General features: G+C 73.8%; 17 protein-coding genes. 4 read left to right on the forward strand and 13 right to left on the reverse strand.

The annotated features are described in order from the left end of the window. Positions 1–46 precede the first annotated feature (46 nt). From HS041_RS15270 to HS041_RS15295, 6 genes are all read right to left on the reverse strand, one after another. A complete protein-coding gene (locus tag HS041_RS15270) occupies positions 47–1,093 on the reverse strand; it encodes a prephenate dehydrogenase (protein ID WP_196441346.1) in 1,047 nt (348 codons plus the stop codon). Between the two features lie 261 nt (positions 1,094–1,354). Continuing rightward, complete coding sequence (locus HS041_RS15275; protein WP_230879082.1) at positions 1,355–2,476, reverse strand: lysozyme; 1,122 nt, start codon at positions 2,474–2,476, stop codon at positions 1,355–1,357. A gap of 265 nt (positions 2,477–2,741) precedes the next feature. After that, positions 2,742–3,134: a carboxymuconolactone decarboxylase family protein gene (locus HS041_RS15280; RefSeq protein WP_307845302.1), complete on the reverse strand. Its 393-nt coding sequence runs from the start codon at positions 3,132–3,134 to the stop codon at positions 2,742–2,744. Between the two features lie 22 nt (positions 3,135–3,156). After that, positions 3,157–4,083, reverse strand: coding sequence for an NAD(P)-dependent oxidoreductase (locus HS041_RS15285; RefSeq protein ID WP_307845303.1), 927 nt, complete (start codon positions 4,081–4,083; stop codon positions 3,157–3,159). After that, on the reverse strand, positions 4,080–4,817 hold the full coding sequence (locus HS041_RS15290) for an SDR family oxidoreductase (protein WP_196441348.1): 738 nt from the start codon (positions 4,815–4,817) through the stop codon (positions 4,080–4,082). The genes HS041_RS15285 and HS041_RS15290 overlap by 4 nt, the downstream gene beginning before the upstream one ends. Further along, positions 4,814–6,310, reverse strand: coding sequence for an aldehyde dehydrogenase (locus HS041_RS15295; RefSeq protein WP_307845304.1), 1,497 nt, complete (start codon positions 6,308–6,310; stop codon positions 4,814–4,816). Before HS041_RS15295 ends, HS041_RS15290 begins: the two co-directional genes overlap by 4 nt. 23 nt (positions 6,311–6,333) lie before the next feature. Here HS041_RS15295 and HS041_RS15300 point away from each other — a divergent pair, with 23 nt between their 5' ends. Continuing rightward, positions 6,334–7,005: a hypothetical protein gene (locus tag HS041_RS15300; protein WP_196441349.1), complete on the forward strand. Its 672-nt coding sequence runs from the start codon at positions 6,334–6,336 to the stop codon at positions 7,003–7,005. A 91-nt stretch (positions 7,006–7,096) separates the two neighbouring features. On the opposite strand, the gene HS041_RS15305 is transcribed toward HS041_RS15300, so the two are convergent. The 7 genes from HS041_RS15305 to HS041_RS15335 form a co-directional block, all read right to left on the reverse strand. Further along, on the reverse strand, positions 7,097–7,558 hold the full coding sequence (locus HS041_RS15305; RefSeq protein ID WP_196441350.1) for a VOC family protein: 462 nt from the start codon (positions 7,556–7,558) through the stop codon (positions 7,097–7,099). Between the two features lie 172 nt (positions 7,559–7,730). Further along, positions 7,731–8,282 carry a nuclear transport factor 2 family protein gene (locus HS041_RS15310; RefSeq protein WP_196441351.1) on the reverse strand — a complete coding sequence of 184 codons (552 nt, stop codon included), beginning with the start codon at positions 8,280–8,282 and terminating at the stop codon, positions 7,731–7,733. 59 nt (positions 8,283–8,341) lie between these two features. After that, positions 8,342–8,572: a ferredoxin gene (locus HS041_RS40035; RefSeq protein ID WP_196441352.1), complete on the reverse strand. Its 231-nt coding sequence runs from the start codon at positions 8,570–8,572 to the stop codon at positions 8,342–8,344. A gap of 31 nt (positions 8,573–8,603) precedes the next feature. Continuing rightward, a complete protein-coding gene (gene cyp51 / locus HS041_RS15320; RefSeq protein ID WP_307845305.1) occupies positions 8,604–9,965 on the reverse strand; it encodes a lanosterol 14-alpha demethylase in 1,362 nt (453 codons plus the stop codon). Continuing rightward, a complete protein-coding gene (locus HS041_RS15325) occupies positions 9,962–10,840 on the reverse strand; it encodes an SDR family oxidoreductase (RefSeq protein ID WP_196441353.1) in 879 nt (292 codons plus the stop codon). Before HS041_RS15325 ends, cyp51 begins: the two co-directional genes overlap by 4 nt. A gap of 94 nt (positions 10,841–10,934) precedes the next feature. After that, positions 10,935–12,140, reverse strand: coding sequence for a cytochrome P450 (locus tag HS041_RS15330; protein ID WP_196441354.1), 1,206 nt, complete (start codon positions 12,138–12,140; stop codon positions 10,935–10,937). A gap of 5 nt (positions 12,141–12,145) precedes the next feature. Then, positions 12,146–12,748 carry a TetR/AcrR family transcriptional regulator gene (locus HS041_RS15335; protein WP_307845306.1) on the reverse strand — a complete coding sequence of 201 codons (603 nt, stop codon included), beginning with the start codon at positions 12,746–12,748 and terminating at the stop codon, positions 12,146–12,148. A 208-nt stretch (positions 12,749–12,956) separates the two neighbouring features. Here HS041_RS15335 and HS041_RS15340 point away from each other — a divergent pair, with 208 nt between their 5' ends. The 3 genes from HS041_RS15340 to HS041_RS15350 all read left to right on the forward strand — a co-directional run bounded on the left by HS041_RS15340 (position 12,957) and on the right by HS041_RS15350 (position 16,443). Beyond that, on the forward strand, positions 12,957–14,258 hold the full coding sequence (locus HS041_RS15340; protein WP_196441356.1) for a sensor histidine kinase: 1,302 nt from the start codon (positions 12,957–12,959) through the stop codon (positions 14,256–14,258). Further along, the gene (locus HS041_RS15345) at positions 14,233–14,898 is read left to right on the forward strand and encodes a response regulator (protein ID WP_196441357.1); all 666 of its coding nucleotides are present in this window, start codon (positions 14,233–14,235) and stop codon (positions 14,896–14,898) included. The genes HS041_RS15340 and HS041_RS15345 overlap by 26 nt, the downstream gene beginning before the upstream one ends. Before the next feature lie 84 nt (positions 14,899–14,982). Beyond that, positions 14,983–16,443: a nitrilase-related carbon-nitrogen hydrolase gene (locus tag HS041_RS15350; RefSeq protein WP_196441358.1), complete on the forward strand. Its 1,461-nt coding sequence runs from the start codon at positions 14,983–14,985 to the stop codon at positions 16,441–16,443. Positions 16,444–16,469: the final 26 nt, after the last annotated feature.

Consider the following 16,469-nt stretch of genomic DNA (forward strand, 5'->3'; position numbering starts at 1 on the left):
GGGAGAAGGGGGACGCCGTGCCCGTCGGCGTCTCCGGGCGGCCGCCTCAGGCCGCCCTCTCCCGGCTCGCCCCCTCCCGGCCCGCCGTGTCCGCCGGATACTCGCCGGTGATGAGCGCACGGCCCCTGTTGCCCCTGTCGAGCAGGTCGGCCACGATGCCGGACCCCGCGCTCGGCGCTCGCAGCGCGGAGGCGACGTCGGCGAGGTCGCGCGCCACGGCCTCCAGCATCTCGGCGACCGGCTCCGCGTTCTGCGCGAGGATGTCGCGCCAGAGGCCGGGAGGGCTTCCCGCCACCCGGGTCACATCCCACAACCCCCTGCCCGCCAGCGACAACGCCGACCGGCCGGCGTCGGCGAAGCGGGCCGCGAGTGCGGCCGACACCACGTGCGGCGCATGCGAAACCGCGGCGGCGGTCCGGTCGTGGGCGTCCGGCGCGAGCAGCACGGGCTCCGCCCCGCACGCGGTGACCAGGTCGGTCACGGTCCGCACCGCACGGGGTGACGCCGCCGGGTGCGGGCACAGGGCCCATGGGCGGCCGGTGAACAGGTCCGCGAGCGCGGCGCCCGGACCCGACAGCTCGCGTCCGGCCATCGGGTGCCCCGGCACGTAGCTCGTGAGATCGCACCCGGCGAGTTCGGCGTCGGCCAGGATCCGCGCCTTGGTGCTGGCGACGTCGGTGTACACGGTGCCCAGCCCGCGACTCTGGGCCTCCCGCAGCATGCCGGCGACGGTGGAGGGCGGGGTGGCGATGACCACCACGTCGGCGGGAGGGGTGCGGGGCGACAGCGCGACCCCCGCCCCTGCCCGCACGGCTTCCAGCAGCGAGTGCGGGTCGTGGTCGGACAGGGCCACGCGGACACCGGTGCGCCGGAGCGCGAGCGCGACGGAGGTGCCGATCAGGCCGCACCCGATCACTGAGACGCGGCGGATCTCCGCCCCGGCCGCCCGCCGTCGCCGAACGCCCTGGCGGAACGACGGGCCGGACGGGCCTGCGGGGTCTGCGGCGGTGCGGTGTTCCCCATGCCGGAGGGCGGGGTTCCCGATCCCGGAACCGATCCGCCCGCTGATCTGCCGAGTGTCGTGAATGGTCATGCCCGCTGCTTTCTCTAACCGGTCTTTCGACTGGATCGCCCTTGGTCGGGGACGGATCACCCGGTGAGCCGATCCGTTCCCTCCCCTGCAATGCTGGGCCTTGCGGGGCTCGGAAAGCAGGCGGAACGCTGTCCGCATGCTGCGGGTCGCCAGCAGTTTCATGCCACGACGGCTCCGGCCGGATGAGAGGCCCCCTCCCGTACGGCCGCGCCGCGTTCGGAGGCCGCTGACCGGGATGCCGGTGCCCGGTCCCGCCCGGCGTCAGCGGACGTCGACGTAGTCGGTCCTGCTCTTCGCGCCCAGGCGCCGGGAGTCACCCTTGTAGACCACCTGCCAGGTCCCGTCCTTGCTCGCCTTGATCGCCGTGCGGAACGTGCCGTCGGCGGCGGTCGTGACGGTGCCCGCCGTACGCCAGGTCGCCGAGCCGTGGGGCCTGAACATGACGGCGATCTTCTGCTTGGCGGCGGCCTGCCGGGTGCCGGAGGCGGTGTACTGGCTCAGGGTGCCGACGACCGTCAGCTTCCGGCCGCGCCGGATCGGGTCGGGCCCGGCGTTGACGAAGGAGACGCGCGTGGTGGCCCTGGCGGTGCTTTTGGCGGTGTTTTTGGTGGGGCTTGTGGCGGGGCTCTTGACGGGCGCGGCGGCGCTCTGGCCGGCGGCCAGCTGCCTGAGCTGCTCGTAGGTGCCGTTGAAGGCGTTCTGGTCGCCGGGGAAGACGCCGGAGTCGGCGTACTGCCAGATGGCGTGACGGGTCCAGCCGGAGGGGAGGGTGCCGGCGGAGGAGGAGTAGCGGGCGATCCAGAGCGGGTGGTCGCCGAAGGCCGCGCTCCCGCCGGTGCAGGTCTGCCACCAGTAGGTGTTGGTGTAGATGACGGGCCGCCTGCCGGTGAGGGCGAGGTAGCGGTTGCTGAAGTCGCGGATCCAGCCGGTCATCTGCGCGGGGGACAGCCCGTAGCACGTGTTCAGGCCGTTGGAGGACCGGTAGGGGTTGAACTCGATGTCGAGCGCGCCGGGCAGTGTCCGGCCGTCGCCCGTCCAGCCGCCGCCGTACCGGACGAAGTAGTCGGCCTGGGCGGCGCCGCCGGACTTGTGCGGCAGCGCGAAGTGGTAGGCGCCCCTGATCAGGCCGGCCCGCCGGGCCCCCTCGGACTGCGCGGCGAAGTAGGGGTTGCGGTAGGTGACCGACTCGGTGGCCTTGACGTAGGCGAACCGGCCGCCCGCGCCGTACACCGACGTCCATGACACGCTCGGCTGGTAGGAGCTGACGTCCAGTCCCCGGACGTCCGCCGGTGCGGACGCGGCCAGCACGGTGCCGGGGACCGCCACGAACGGTACGGAGGCGAGGACCAGGCCGCCGAGGAGAAGTCCGGACAGACGTTTCATTCGCCCCATCCCTCACAGGACGCCGTGCGGCGTCGGCTTTCCCTCTCTCGATCGGCGGTTCGGCGGTCCAGATGAGGATTGAGGGACGGCAGGGATGTGAGCCTGATCACGTGGAGGCGGGCTGACGGCGGAAGGCGTACACGCGGGGCGAACGTGCTCGCCGGTCACTCCGGGCGGCCGGAACCCTGTTCCCCGCCGCGGGGGCATGCCGCCGGTCCACGGGACCGGGCGGGGGCACGGCCGGCGCGGCCGTGCGACGACCGGTTCACCCCTCGCCGGGCTCCGCGGCCTTCTTCCGCTCGGCTCGCTCGTGCTTGGCGATCAGGCCGTCGACCTGGACGCTCAGCCTGGCGCCGAGGGGCCAGCCGATGTAGTGGGTGAGGAAGACGGCGACCTCGCGGAGCTCGGCGGGGGAGAGCTCGGCGTTGGCCAGGGCGGCCGGGAGCTGGATGTCGAGGACGTCGTTGAGCCCTTGACCGGCCAGCATGCCGATCAGCAGCAGCCGCCGGTCGCGCATCGACAGGCCGGGGCGGGTCCAGACCTCGGCGAAGAGGTGGTCGACGGTGATGCCGAAGAAGTCGCCGGGGGCGTCGCCGATCTCCCAGCCGTACACCTGGCGCATCATCTCCAGTCCGCGCCGCCGCCGGTCGTCGCTCACCGTGTCTCCTCGATGGTCGGGGTCATGCGGGATCGGGGTCGTGCGGGGCCGGAGCACCGGGCGCGGCGTCGCGGGCGGGAAGTCCGAGGCTCTCGGCGAGGCGGGCGAGCGCGAGCCGGGCCAGGGGCACCTCGACGCCGTGCTCGGCGGCGAGGCCGAGGGCGAGGGACAGGTCCTTCTCGCCGAGCGCCAGCACGTGCTCCATGATCTCGTACAGCGGGTCACCGGGATCGAGCGGCGCGGTGGCCGGGCGGATCATGATGGAGCCGGGTCCGCCGGTGACGGCGTCGGAGTGCCTGACGATCCGGGCGAGCCGGCGCAGGGAGATCCCGGCCGCCTCGGCGAGCCGCTGCGCCTCGGCCGCCGCGGCGAACGCGGTGAAGTGCAGCAGGTTGCGGGCGAGCTTGGCCCGGGTGCCCGCGCCGACCGGCCCCATGTGCAGGACGAGGCCGGCCCAGGCCCCGAAGGGCTCCTGGCAGCGGGCGAAGGCGCTCTCGGTCCCGCCGACCATCACCGCCAGGGTGCCCGCCTCGGCGCCCATGAAGCCGCCGCTGACCGGCGCGTCGACGACCTCGATGCGGTACGGCAGCGCCCGCTCGGCGAGCGCCTCCGCGGTGCCCGGCCGGATCGTCGAGTGGACCGCGATGATCGTGCCGGGGGCCGCCGCGGGGAGGATCCCGTCCGCGACCTCGTCCACCTGCGCGTCGTCCCGGACCATGATCGAGATCATCCGGCAGGCGGCGGCCACCTCGGCGGGACTCGCCGCGGGCTTGGCGCCCCTGTCCACCAGCGGGGCCACGGCCTCCGGCCGGGTGTCGTGCACGACGAGGCCGCGGCCGGCCAGGTGCCTCGCCATGGGAGCGCCCATCTGGCCCAGCCCGATGAAGCCGTACGGCCCGGACGGTTCGTGGGGGGAGGACGGCTCGCGCGGTGCGGGCACGGCGGTCACGAGCGGAACACCTCGCCGCCGTCGACGTTGAAGATCTGCCCGGTGACCCAGGCGGCCTCGTCCGAGAGCAGGAACAGGCACATGCCGACGAGGTCCTGCGGGGTGCCCATCCGCTTGAGCGCCAGCTTGTCGCGCACGATCTTCCGCACCATGCCCTCGGGCACGACCGCGCGGTTGGCCTCGGTGTCGATCGGGCCGGGTGCGATGGCGTTGACCCGGATGCCCATGCCGCCCAGCTCGTGGGCGAGTTGCTGGGTGATCCCGTTGACCCCGGCCTTGGCCAGGCCGTAGAAACCGGAGTACTGCCAGGCCGCGGTGGACGACTGGTTGACGACCGCCCCGCCGCCGCGCTCCTGCATGTACGGCTGGACGGCGCGGGCGCACAGCAGTGCGCCGTCCATGTTCACCGCCATGAACCGCTTGTAGTAGTCCCAGTCCACGCTGAACAGGAAGTCCAGCCGCATGGTGCCGAAGATCGCCGCGTTGTTGACCAGGTAGTCGATCCCGCCGAAGCGTTCGGCCGCCGCGGCGGCCATGGCCCGGACCGACTCGGGGTCGGAGACGTCGGTGCGGACGTACAGCCCCTTGACCTCCTCCGCGACGGCCGCGCCCCGGTCGCTGACGTCGGCGACCACGACGCTCGCACCCTCCGCCGCCAGCGCCCGCGCGTACGCCTCTCCGATCCCCTGGGCGGCACCGGTCACGATCGCGACCCTGCCCTCGAAACGGCTCATCCGGCTCCCTCCCCGGCCTGGGCGATCTCCGCGATCGCCTTGGTCTCCAGGTACTCCTCGAACCCGGCCACGCCCATCTCCCGGCCGATCCCCGACTGCTTGTAACCGCCGAAGGGCACGTCCGCGCCGTACCAGACCCCGCCGTTGACGCTGACGGTCCCGGTGCGCAGCCGCCGGGCCACCGCCCGCGCCCGCTCCGGATCACCGCCGTGCACCGCGCCCGAGAGCCCGTACGGCGAGTCGTTCGCGATCCGCACGGCATCGTCGTCGCCGTCGTGCGGCAGGATCACCAGCACCGGGCCGAAGATCTCCTCCCGGGCGGTGAGGGAGTCGTTGGTCAGCCCGGTGATCAGGGTCGGCTCGATCCAGAAACCCTTGTCCCGTCCCTCCGGCCGCCCGCCCCCGGTGGCGAACGCGCCGCCCTCGGCGCGCGCGAGATCCAGGTAGCCCTCGATCCGCTCCCGCTGCCGGGCGGAGATGACCGGGCCGCAGACCGTGCGGTCGTCGCGCGGGTCCCCGGCACCGAGCTTCGCCATCGCGGTGGCGGTGATCCTCACGGCCTCGTCGTACCGGGCGCGGGGGACCAGCAGCCGGGTGGTGATCGCGCATCCCTGCCCGGCGTGCGTGATCCCGGCGAACGCGGCGTAGGAGCAGGCGCTCCGCAGGTCGGCGTCGTCGAGCACGATGAACGCCGACTTGCCGCCCAGCTCCAGGAAGACCTTCTTGAGCGTCTCCGCCGCCGCGCGCATGACGGCGCGGCCGGTCGCCGTGGACCCGGTGAAGGAGACCAGGTCCACCCGGGGATCGGCGCAGAGCCTCGCCCCGAGGGCGTGGTCGGCGCCGGTGACGACGTTGACGACGCCGGGCGGGATGTCGGTCTCCTCGGCGACGACCACGCCGAGCGCGGCGGCGCACCAGGGCGTGTCGGGGGCGGGTTTGAGCACGACCGTGTTCCCGGCCGCCAGCGCCGGTCCCAGCTTGGCCAGGTTGATCTGGTGCGGGAAGTTCCACGGGGTGATCGCCCCGACCACGCCCACCGGCTCGCGGACCACGCGGCGGTCGCTGGCCATCCCCATGGGCGCGGCCCGCCCGAGGTCGTGCTCCCACCGGTAGCGCTCGGCGAGGTCGGCGAACCAGGTCAGGTCGGTGACGGGCGCGTCGAGCTGCGCGCCGTACGTCAGGAACCGCGGGGCGCCGGCCTCGGCGATGGTGAGCTCGCGCAGCTCGTCGGAGTGGCGGGCGAGCGCCTCGGAGAGCTGGCGCAGGCAGCGGATGCGCAGGCCGGGGTCGGCGGCCCAGCCGGAGGCGTCGAAGGCGCGGCGGGCGGCGGCGATCGCGTGGTCCATGTCTTCGGGGGTGGCGTCGGCGGCCTCGCCCAGGACCTCCTCGGTCGCCGGGTTGACCGTCTCGAAGCGCCGGGAGCCGGGGACGAGCTCCCCGTCGATCAGGAGGGGTGAAGAACTGCCGAGCAAGCGATCGGTTGTTCTGGACACATGTCCAGACTACAGTTCACCCCATGACGGAACGCAAGGACTATTCCGGAGAATTCGATCCGGGCTTCCGCTTCGAGGACCTGTCGAAGGAGGCTCTGGTCCGGCTCGTCAGGGAGTACGGCCTGATCGTCCACCTGCTCGACCGCTCGGTCTTCACCGCGGTGGGCCTGCGGTACGGCCAGCAGGCGGTCGAGGAGATCGCCATCGAGGAGTGGCGGGGCGCCAGTCCCGTCTACACCGAGCGGATCCGCGAGATCATGAGGATCGAGGGCGACGGGGTCTCGGCGATCTTCAAATGCCTTCAGCTCGATCCCGGCTTCGCCCAGCACTACATGGACGTGGAGTACGAGCTCGTCTCCGAGGCGCACGGCTTCTTCCAGCTCCGCTCGTGCGGTGCGCTGCTGGACGTCGAGCCCTTCGGGGAGCGTGCGATCCGCGGGATGTGCCACCACATCGAGGACGGCACGTTCGACTGGACCGCCCAGGCGGTCAACCCGCGCGCCCGCATCCGCCCGGTCCACCGCCCTCCCCGGCAACCGGCGGGCCGGGTCCCGCACTGCCGCTGGGAGGTCGTCATCGACGACGCGACCGAGCCGGTGGAGGAGGCCGAGATCACCCGGATGACCCGGGGCACCACGGCGGCCCGCTTCCGCTTCCCGCCGATGCGCGACGGCACGCCGCACATCCCCGCCTGACCGCGTCCGCTCGCCGCCGGAGCGGTTCGTCACCGACGGCCGCCTCGGCCGCAGGGCCGGCCGCAGCTTCGGCGGCTGCAGCCGGGCCGCGTCAGTCCAGGCAGAACTCGTTGCCCTCGGGGTCGGTCATCACGATGAAGCCGCCGCTCATCGGGGGAGCGGGCTCGTCGCGACGCACTCGCGTCGCCCCCAGCGCGACGAGCCGGTCGCACTCGGCCTCCAGCGCCGCCATCCGCTCCTCTCCCCGCAGCCCGGGAGCCGCGCGGACGTCGAGGTGGACGCGGTTCTTGGCGACCTTGTCCTCCGGGACCCGCTGGAAGAACAGCCGCGGGCCGTGCCCGTCCGGGTCCTCGATGGCCGATCTCGTGTTGCGCTCCTCGTCCGGTACGCCGGCCCGTGCGAGGAAGTCGTCCCACGCGGCCAGCGGGTCGGCGCCCTCGGGCAGGTCGACTCCAGGCGGGCCGGGGTGGACGTAGCCCAGGACGTCGCGCCAGAAGGATGACAGCGCCCTCGGGTCGTGGGCGTCGAAGGTGACCTGGATGCGGCGGCTCATCGGGTTGCTCCGTTCGTAACGGGTTTCGCGTGCAGGCAGACGTCGGGCGGATGACGGATCAGCTCGCGGAGCGTCCGGTTCCAGTCGAGTCCGTCTGCGTCCATGAGGCCACCCTGACACCTCCAGCGGACAGAATCGGTCCGCTGTTTCGAACGGGGACCGCCCGCGGGGGTCACCAGAGGGGGACCGGGGTCTCGCCGCGCCGGTAGTAGCCGGGGACCGGTCGCCCCGAGGCGGCCCTGTCGAGGCGGCGCTTCATGCCGTCCGAGAGCACACCGGCCTTCATCATCTCCACGAACAGCGAGGTGACGTTCCCCAGGTCGAACCAGTCGCGCTGCCAGGACCACCGGAAGCCTCCGCCGTACCGGAACCAGCTCCCGCCGATGCCCGCCACCTCGTAGGCGCCTCCGCCGGGCCGCTCGGCGTCGGCGACCTGTTTCCAGAAGCCGACCACCTCGCCGTTGCGGTCGTCGACCAGGATGCTCTGGTACGGGTACGACCAGCCGTCCAGGCCGCCCATCTCCGAGCCCAGGGCCAGGTCGCGGATCTCGTCCCGGCCCACCGCCATGAAGTCCTGGCCGGGGCCGACGTTCCAGCCGTAGGTCGCGTCCTCGGTGTAGAGCTCGGCCAGCGGGCGCCAGTCGCCCGCCTCCTCGCAGCGCCGGTTGGCCTCCAGCCACCGGTTCACCATCTCGTTCAGCTCGTCGCGCTCGAAAGCGGGCACGGGGTCTCCTCTCCGCGGGCTCGGGGCCAGGGCAGGGCTCAGGGGGCAGGACTCGGGGATCAAGGGGGTCGGGGCCCGGCGGCCGGGGTTCCGGGAGGCTCGGGGGCCAGCCTGAGGGCCCGGGTCGGGCAGTAGCGGACGGCGGCCTCGACGCCGCGGCGCAGGGACTCGGGCGGCTCGGGATCGATGACCCGGACCTTCCCCTTCCGGGGGACCTCGAAGACCTCCGGCGCCTCCAGCTCGCACATCGCATGCCCCTGGCACAGGTCCGGGTCGGCCTCCACCTTCACGGCCGCCTCCCGCGACGTCTCCCGTGAGACCTCACGGCCGTCCCCCTCGGACGTCCCCCGGACGCCTTCTGCGGTATCGCACCGCGCACGGGCGGGCGAGCTGCACGACCATCTTGGAGTGGTCGTTGCGGTAGGAGCCCGGGTCCTGCGCAAGGGAGAACTCCCAGTCGCGCAGGAGCACCGAGAAGATCGCCTTGAGCTGGATCATCGCGAAGTTCGCGCCCACGCAGCGGTGCCGCCCGGCGCCGAACGGCACCCAGGTCCACCGGTTGAGCACGTCCTCCTCGCGGGGCACGGCGTAGCGCGCCGGGTCGAAGGCGTCGGGCGCGGGGAAGTCCGAGGCGATCCGGTTGGAGACCGCCAGGCTGCAGCCGACCATCGTCCCGGCCGGGATCCGGTAGCCCAGCACCTCCTGGTCGGACTTGGCCACGCGGAGCAGGAGGATGAGCGGCGGGTGCAGACGCAGCGCCTCCTTGACCGCCGCTTCGAGCCGGGGGATCTCCCGGAGCGCCTGGAAGCTGACCTCCGCGCCGCCCGCGTAGAGCTCGTCGAGCTCCCCGACGACCTCGCGCAGCACGTCCGGGTGGCGCAGCAGCTCGATCAGGGTCCAGGCCGCGGTGCCGGAGCTGGTGTGGTGGCCTGCGAACATCATCGAGATGAACATGCCGGTGATCTGGTCCGCCGAGAACCGCTCCGAGCCGTCCTCCTCGCGGATCGACATCAGGACGTCGAGGAGGTCCCGCTCCTCCCGCGGCGGGCGGGGACCGGCGGCCCGCCCGTCCATGATCTCCTGCACGAGCGCGACCAGCCGGACGCGGGCCGCGTCGCGGCGGCGGAAGCTCTCGATGTCGGCGTACGGGTCGACGTAGGCGAGGGCGTCGGTGCCCCGCTCCAGGTCGTGGTACAGCTCGGCGAAGCGGCGGTCGAGCTGCTCGCGGAAGCGCTTGCCGATCAGGCACGCCGAGGAGGTGTAGATGGTCAGCTCGGCGAACCAGTCGAGCAGGTCGATCTCGCCCTCGTCCCCCCACGCGGCGACCATCCGGTCCACCTCGGCGGCGATCGTGGCGGCGTGGCCCTTCAGGAAGGAGCCCTTGAGCGCCTGGTTGTGCAGGGCCTCGCGGCGCTGCTCGGGGGTGGCGTCGAAGACGACGCCCTCGCCGAAGATCGGCGTCATGAAGGGGTAGGCCTCGGCCTGGTCGAGCTCCTCGTCGGGGGCGCGGAAGAAGAACTCGTTCGCCTCGGCACCGGAGAGCAGGACCACGGGACGGCCGCCCAGCCGGAACTCGCCGACGTCGCCGCACTCCTCGCGCACCCGTCGCATCAGGGCGATGGGATCGGCGCGGAGCTCCTGGAGGTGGTCGGGGCCTCCCGAGACGACGGCGGGCTGTTTCACCGTCCCTCCTCCCTTCCGGAGACGGCCGGGGAGTCCGGACCGGTCGCCGCGGCTCCGGCGGCCTCGGATGCGGAGGCGGGGCCCGAACGGGCCGCGGCGGGCTTCGCGACGGCCGCCTCCGGCTGGACCTCGACGAGCGTCAGGTGGGTGCCGCGCGGCGCCGCGACGACGGCGGCGATCACGGCGGCGACGTCCTCGGCCCGCAGGAAGTACGGATGGCGGGCGAGCCCCCACCGCACCCACTCCTCGAGGACCTCCCCGGTCGTCTCGGCGTCCCAGCCCATGCCCATGCCGGTCATGGTCGGGCCGGGCCGTACGACCGAGATCCGGACACCGGTGCCCTCCAGTTCCATCTGCAGGGCCCTGGCCATGCCCTCCACGCCGTTCTTGGCCGCGACGTACGCCCCCATGCGGGTGCGCGGGGCCCGTACGACGTCGGAGGAGACGAGGACGACGTCGCCCCGGCCGCGCGCGACCATGCCGGGCACGACACGGGAGACGAGGCGGTGCGCGCCCACGAGGTGGACCTGGAGCTGGGCGGCGAAGTCCTCGGAGGCCAGTTCGTGGACGCGTTCGGCGCCCAGGTCCCCGGCTCCCGACACGACGATCTCAGGCTCGCCGAGGGCGCCGGCGGCCGCCGAGACGAAGCGCTCGACCGAGCCGGAGTCGGAGACGTCCAGGGGGTGGGTGAAGACCTCGCCGCCGTCCTTGCGGATGGTTTCGGCGAGATCCTCGCACCGGTCCGTCCGGCGCGCGCCGAGGGCGACCGGATGGCCCGCGGCGGCCAGCAGGACGGCGGTCGCGGCGCCGATCCCGGAGGACGCCCCGGTGACCAGCGCGGGGCGGCGTTGCGGGTGGGGTTCGAATCGTGGCATATACGCGCTCTCCAGACACTTGCTGCGATTCATGGCGCGGTTCGGGACGGGGCGGGTGCTCACCGCCCGCTTAGCGGACAGCGGACGGGGGCGGTCATGACGGCGTGCGGAGGGTGACGGAGACCGGCAGGGAGGCGAAGCCGCGGACGTTGACCGAGTGCACGCGGACGGCGCCCGCCTCGTCGACCTCGTAGGAGCGGACCCGCCGTACGAACTCGGTCAGCGCGACGCGCGCCTCCAGCCGCGCCAGGCCGGCGCCCAGGCAGAAGTGCCGCCCGCCGCCGAAGCTGACCATCGGGGAGGTGTCGCGGTCGAGGTCGTAGGCGTCCGGGTCGGGGAAGACCCGCGGATCGCGGTTGGCCGCGCCGATGAGCAGCAGCACCCGGTCTCCGGCGGGGACCGTACGGCCGTGCAGCTCGGTGTCCCGGGTGACCGTGCGGGCCAGCAGCTGGCTGGAGCCGTCGTAGCGGAGCGTCTCCTCCACCCAGTCGGCGACCCGCTCCGGGTCCTCCATGGGCTTGGCCAGCTCGGCGGGGTTGCGCCGGCCCCAGTGGAGCGCGTTGGCCAGCAGCTTGGTGGTGGTCTCGTTGCCCGCCACCACCATGAGGAACAGGAAGGCGATGACCTCCTCCTCCGCCAGCCGGTCGCCGCTTTCCTCGGCGGTCAGCAGCGCGGAGGTGAGGTCGCGGCCGGGCCTGCGGCGGCGCTCGGCGACCAGGTCCTGGTAGTAGCCGACGAGGGTGAGCGCGGCCTCCATCCCGGCGGGCGGGACGTCGTTGAGGCCCTCCTCGCGGTGGACGACCAGGTCGGCCAGCCGGCGCAGCTCGTCCCGGTCGGCCTCGGGCACGCCCATCAGCTCGGAGACGACGTCCATCGGCAGCTTGCCCGCGACGTCGGCGACGAAGTCGAACCCGCCCTTCTCCAGGGCGGGATCGAGGTGGCGGCGGGTCAGGCGCAGGACGTCGCCCTCCAGCTCGCGGACCCGGCGGGGGGTGAAGCCCTTGGAGACCAGGGACCGCATCCGGGTGTGCGTCGGCGGGTCCATGGCCAGGAAGGACATCGTCCGGTGCGCGGCCGGTCCCCAGGCGCTGGGGTCGAGGGAGACGCCGTTGCCGTTGGAGAACCGCTCGTGGTCCCGGAACGCGCCCGCCACGTCGGCGTGGCGCGACAGGGCCCAGAAGCCGAGGGCGTCGTCGCGGTAGAGCGGGGCCTCCTCCCGCAGGCGCGCGTACGTCGGGTAGGGGTCCTCGTGGACCGCGTAGTCGTAGGGGTTGTACGTGACCTGGGGGGAGGGGTCCACGGCGGTTACCTCACGATCAGCTCGGCGACGTCGGCGAGGCGGTCGGCCATCTCCCCGTAGGAGGTGTAGCCCATCCCGGCCTGGACGAGCGCGCCCGCGTAGGCCAGCTCCAGCGCGTCCAGCGTCCGGGGACCGGCGTGCGCGCCGAGCGCGGCCCGCAGGCGGCGCCGGATGGCCAGCCCGATGCGGGCGCGCAGCTCCTGGACGTCGGGGTCGTTGCCGAGCATCGCGGCCGTGCAGGCGGCGGCGAGCCGGGGCTCGTCCGAGACCAGCAGGGTGATCTCGCGGAGCACGGCGACCACGCGCTCACGTGCCCCGGCCGTCCCCTGCGGGGCGTCCGGCGGGGGTTCCACGGGGGCGGTCACCGGGGGCAGCGCGCTCAGCCGGCGCCAGAACACCTCGGTGACGAGGTGGTTCTTGGAGGCGAAGTAGGTGTAGGCCGTGGCGGGAGCGACCCCGGCCCGGCGGGCGACGTTGCGGACGGTCAACCCGTCGAAGCCGGTCTCCCTGACCTCCTCCACGGCCGCCTCGGTCAGGCGCCGCACGGTATCCGCCTGGCGCTCGGTCAGCCGCCGGCGGGTGGGCTCTGCAACCAACTTTCCGGACACATGTCCAGACAATAGTTCAGCATCTCTCCTCGCACAAGCGATTGTTCAAGTGAGAGGCGCCCGCCCGAGTCCGGATCATCGCGGCAGGCCGTCAGGGAGACGTCATGGCGGCACGCATGTCAGCGGAGGGGCCGCCGGCGCCCGCATCCGGCGGACTGCGCGGCTCCCCGGATACTGGGAGCGGATCTTCACCCCGGGAGGTGACGCGTTGACCGCTCTGCCGATCATGTCCGCGTGGCGGCGGGTCGCCGGGTTCCGCGGCGCTCCGTCCGTCATCGACGCCGTGACAGCCGGTGCGGTGGCCGTCGCCACCCTCTGGTCCGGGCTGAGATGGGCCGGCGGGGGACCGGGGGTCGCCGCGCTGGCGCTCGGCGCGTCGGCGCCGCTGCTGTGGCGGCGCAAGGCGCCCGTTCTCACCGCCTCCGCGGTGTGCGCCGCGACGACCGGGCTGGCGCTGCTCCAGGCGCTGCCGCCGCTGCCGTACGGCGCGCTGGTGGCGGTGTACACGGTGGCGGCGCTCAGTGCGCGGCGGGTACGCCTGCTGAGCGCGGTCGCCGGCGCGGGTCTGCTGGTCGTCTCCCTCACCGTGCCGGGCGAGTCACCGGACTCCTTCGGCTACGTCGGCATGGCGTTCGCGGCCGCCTGCGCGCTGGGGACCGGCGCGCGGGCGCGCCGGGCGGAGATCGCCGCGCTGGGGGAACGCGCCCGCAGGCTGGAGGAGGAGCGGGCGGCGGCCGCGGCGCAGGAGCGCACCCGCATCGCGCGCGACATGCACGACGTGCTGACGCACTCGGTCGGCATCATGGTCGTCCAGGCCGACGCGGGCTCCCTGGTGGTGCGCGCCGACCCGGACCGGGCCGAGGCCGCGTTCGAGGCGATCGCGCGGACCGGGCGGGAGGCGGTCGGCCAGCTCCGCCGCGTCCTGGGCGCGCTGCGGTCGGGGGACGGCGGCGGTGGCGAGGGTGGCGGTGGCGAGGGTGGCGGTGGCGAGGGTGGCGGTGGTGAGGGTGGTGGCGCCGGTCCCGCGGGGCTCGCGCCGCCGCCGGGGCTCGGTGCGGTGGGACGCCTGGCCGCCCAGTTCCGGGAGGCCGGGCTGGAGGTGATCGTCGAGTCCGGCGGCGAGGCGGGCCCGGTGCCCGCCGACGTCGACATGGCGGCCTACCGGCTCGTCCAGGAGTCGCTGACGAACACCCTCCGGCACGCGGGGGCGACCACCGCGTGGGTACGGCTGCGCTGGTCGCCGCAGGCCCTGCGGATCGAGGTGACCGACGACGGCCGGGGCCCGGCCCCGGACGGGAACACGGCGGGCCACGGCCTGATCGGCATGAGGGAACGGGTCGCGGCGTGCGGCGGTACGCTGCAGGCGGGTCCCGGCCGGGACGGGGCGGCGGGCGGCGGGTTCACCGTCATCGCGACGCTGCCGATCGGGCAGGAGCGGCCCGCGGTCGTCACGATGCCGCCGATCGAACAGGAGCGGTCCGCCGATGGTGCGCGTACTCGTCGTCGATGACCAGGACCTGTTCCGCGGCGGCTTCTCCCTGATCCTGAACTCCCAGCCCGGCATCTCCGTCGTCGGTGAGGCCGCCGACGGAGCCGAGGCCGTCCGCAGGGCGGTGGACCTGCGTCCCGACGTGGTGCTGATGGACATCCGGATGCCGAACGTCGACGGGGTCGAGGCGACGGCCCGGATCTGCGAGCGCACCGAAGCCAGGGTCCTGGCGCTGACCATGTTCGACCTCGACGAGTACGTCTACGCCATGCTCCGCGCCGGGGCCAGCGGCTTCCTGCTGAAGGACGCCCACAGGGACGAGCTGGTCGCCGCCGTCCGCGTGGTCGCCGCGGGGGAGGCCCTCCTGGCCCCGGCGGTGACGCGGCGGCTGATCGCCGACCTGGTCGGGCGGGGCGGCGCCGTACCCCGCCTGAAGGCCCGGCTCGGAGAGCTGACCGTCCGGGAGCGGGAGACGCTGGAACGGGTGGCGCGGGGGATGTCCAACGCCGAGATCGCCGCCGCGCTGTACGTGAGTGAGCACACCGTCAAGACCCACGTCAGCAACCTGCTGTCCAAGCTCGGGCTGCGCGACCGGGCGCAGGCGGTGGTCTTCGCCTACGAGTCGGGTCTCGTCGTCGCGGGGACTCACTCCCCGGGATGAGGGCGGGTTCACTCTCCGCGGCGATCTCCGCGGGCACCGCAGGCGGGCAGCATCGAAGCCTGTCCCCCTGAGGAGATCATCCCGATGCGATTGCTGTCCGTCCTCACCGCCGGCGCCCTCTCCGCCGTCCTGCTGTTCTTCGGTACCGGGCTCACCCCGCTGCCCTGGCTCACCTGGCTGGCGCCCCTGCCCGTCCTGCTCCTCGCACCCCGGGTGTCCGCGTCCGCCGCCTCCGCCGCGGCGTTCGCGGCCTGGGGCGCCGGCGGGCTGAACCTGTGGGCTCTGCAGCGGGACCGGCTGGAGACGCCGCTCCCCGTCGCGCTGCTCAGCGTGGTGCTCCCGGCCCTGCTGGCGGTCTCGGCCGTGCTGCTCTTCCGTGGCCTGCTGCGGCGGGGCCGGGTCGTGGCGGCCGTCCTGTCCGTGCCCGCGGTGTGGGTGAGCGGCGAGTACCTGATCTCGGTCCTCGGGTCGGACGGGGTGGTGTGGAGCCTGGCCTACACCCAGGCCGGTGTGCTGCCGGTGCTCCAGCTCGCCTCGCTCACCGGCGTGTGGGGCATCACGTTCGCGCTGGCCGGAGTCCCGGCGGCCGCCGCCGCGGTCCTCACGCCGGGGACGCCCGGGCGCGCCCGCCTGGTCGTGGGGCTCACGGTGCCGGCCCTGCTCGCCGCGACGGTGGCGTACGGGACCGTACGGCTCGCCGCGCCCGGCGGGCCGCACCGGAACATGGCGCTGCTGGCCGCCGGCCTGAAGGGGGACTGGGCGCCGGTGGGCACGCCCCGGGGCGCACAGAAGCTCCGGGACATGCTGGCGCACCTGCGCGCCCTGCCCCGGGGCACGGAGGTGGCCGTGCTGGCGGAGGGCGCTTTCATCGCAGCCGAGGCCGACCTCCCGCTGGTCACCGGTCCGCTGGCCGCGCTGGCCGGGGAGCGGCGGATGGACATCGTCGCCGGGGTGATCGTCACCGACGCCCGCCGCAACACGGCCATGGTCTTCCCCTCCTCCGGAGGCCCGCCGCAGGTCTACCGCAAGCGGCACATGGTGCCCGGCGTCGAGCCGTACGAGCCGGGCGAGAAGGCCCTCGTCCTCGGAGACGCGGGCGTGGCGATCTGCAAGGACCTGGACTTCCCCGGCCTGGCCCGGGAGAACCGCCGGAGCGGCGCCACGACCATGCTGGTGCCCGCCCTGGACTTCGAGCTCGACGCCTGGCAGCACTCCCGGGTCGCGGTGACGCGGGGTGTGGAGAACGGCTTCGCGGTGGTGCGCAGCGGGGCCGACGGCGCCCTGACGGTCAGCGATCCGTACGGGCGGGTGCTCGCGGAGGGAGAGACCCGGGGCCGCTCCGTCGTGACCGTCGCCGCCGCCGTCCCGGTGGGCGGGACCAGTGCCCTCTACACGAGCTGGGGCGACTGGTTCGCCTGGGTCTGCCTGCTCCTGGCCGCGGTCCTCGCCGGGCGGGCGGCCATCGGTGAGCGCGACCGGCACGCGGGAGGCCCGGCGCCCGCCCCGCGGGCCCCTTCCCCCACGACCTCCTCCCACGGCCCGTGACCGCATGACGGCCGCATGACAGGGGC

The organism is Planomonospora sp. ID67723 (genome assembly GCF_015711605.1).
Lineage (GTDB): Bacteria > Actinomycetota > Actinomycetes > Streptosporangiales > Streptosporangiaceae > Planomonospora_A.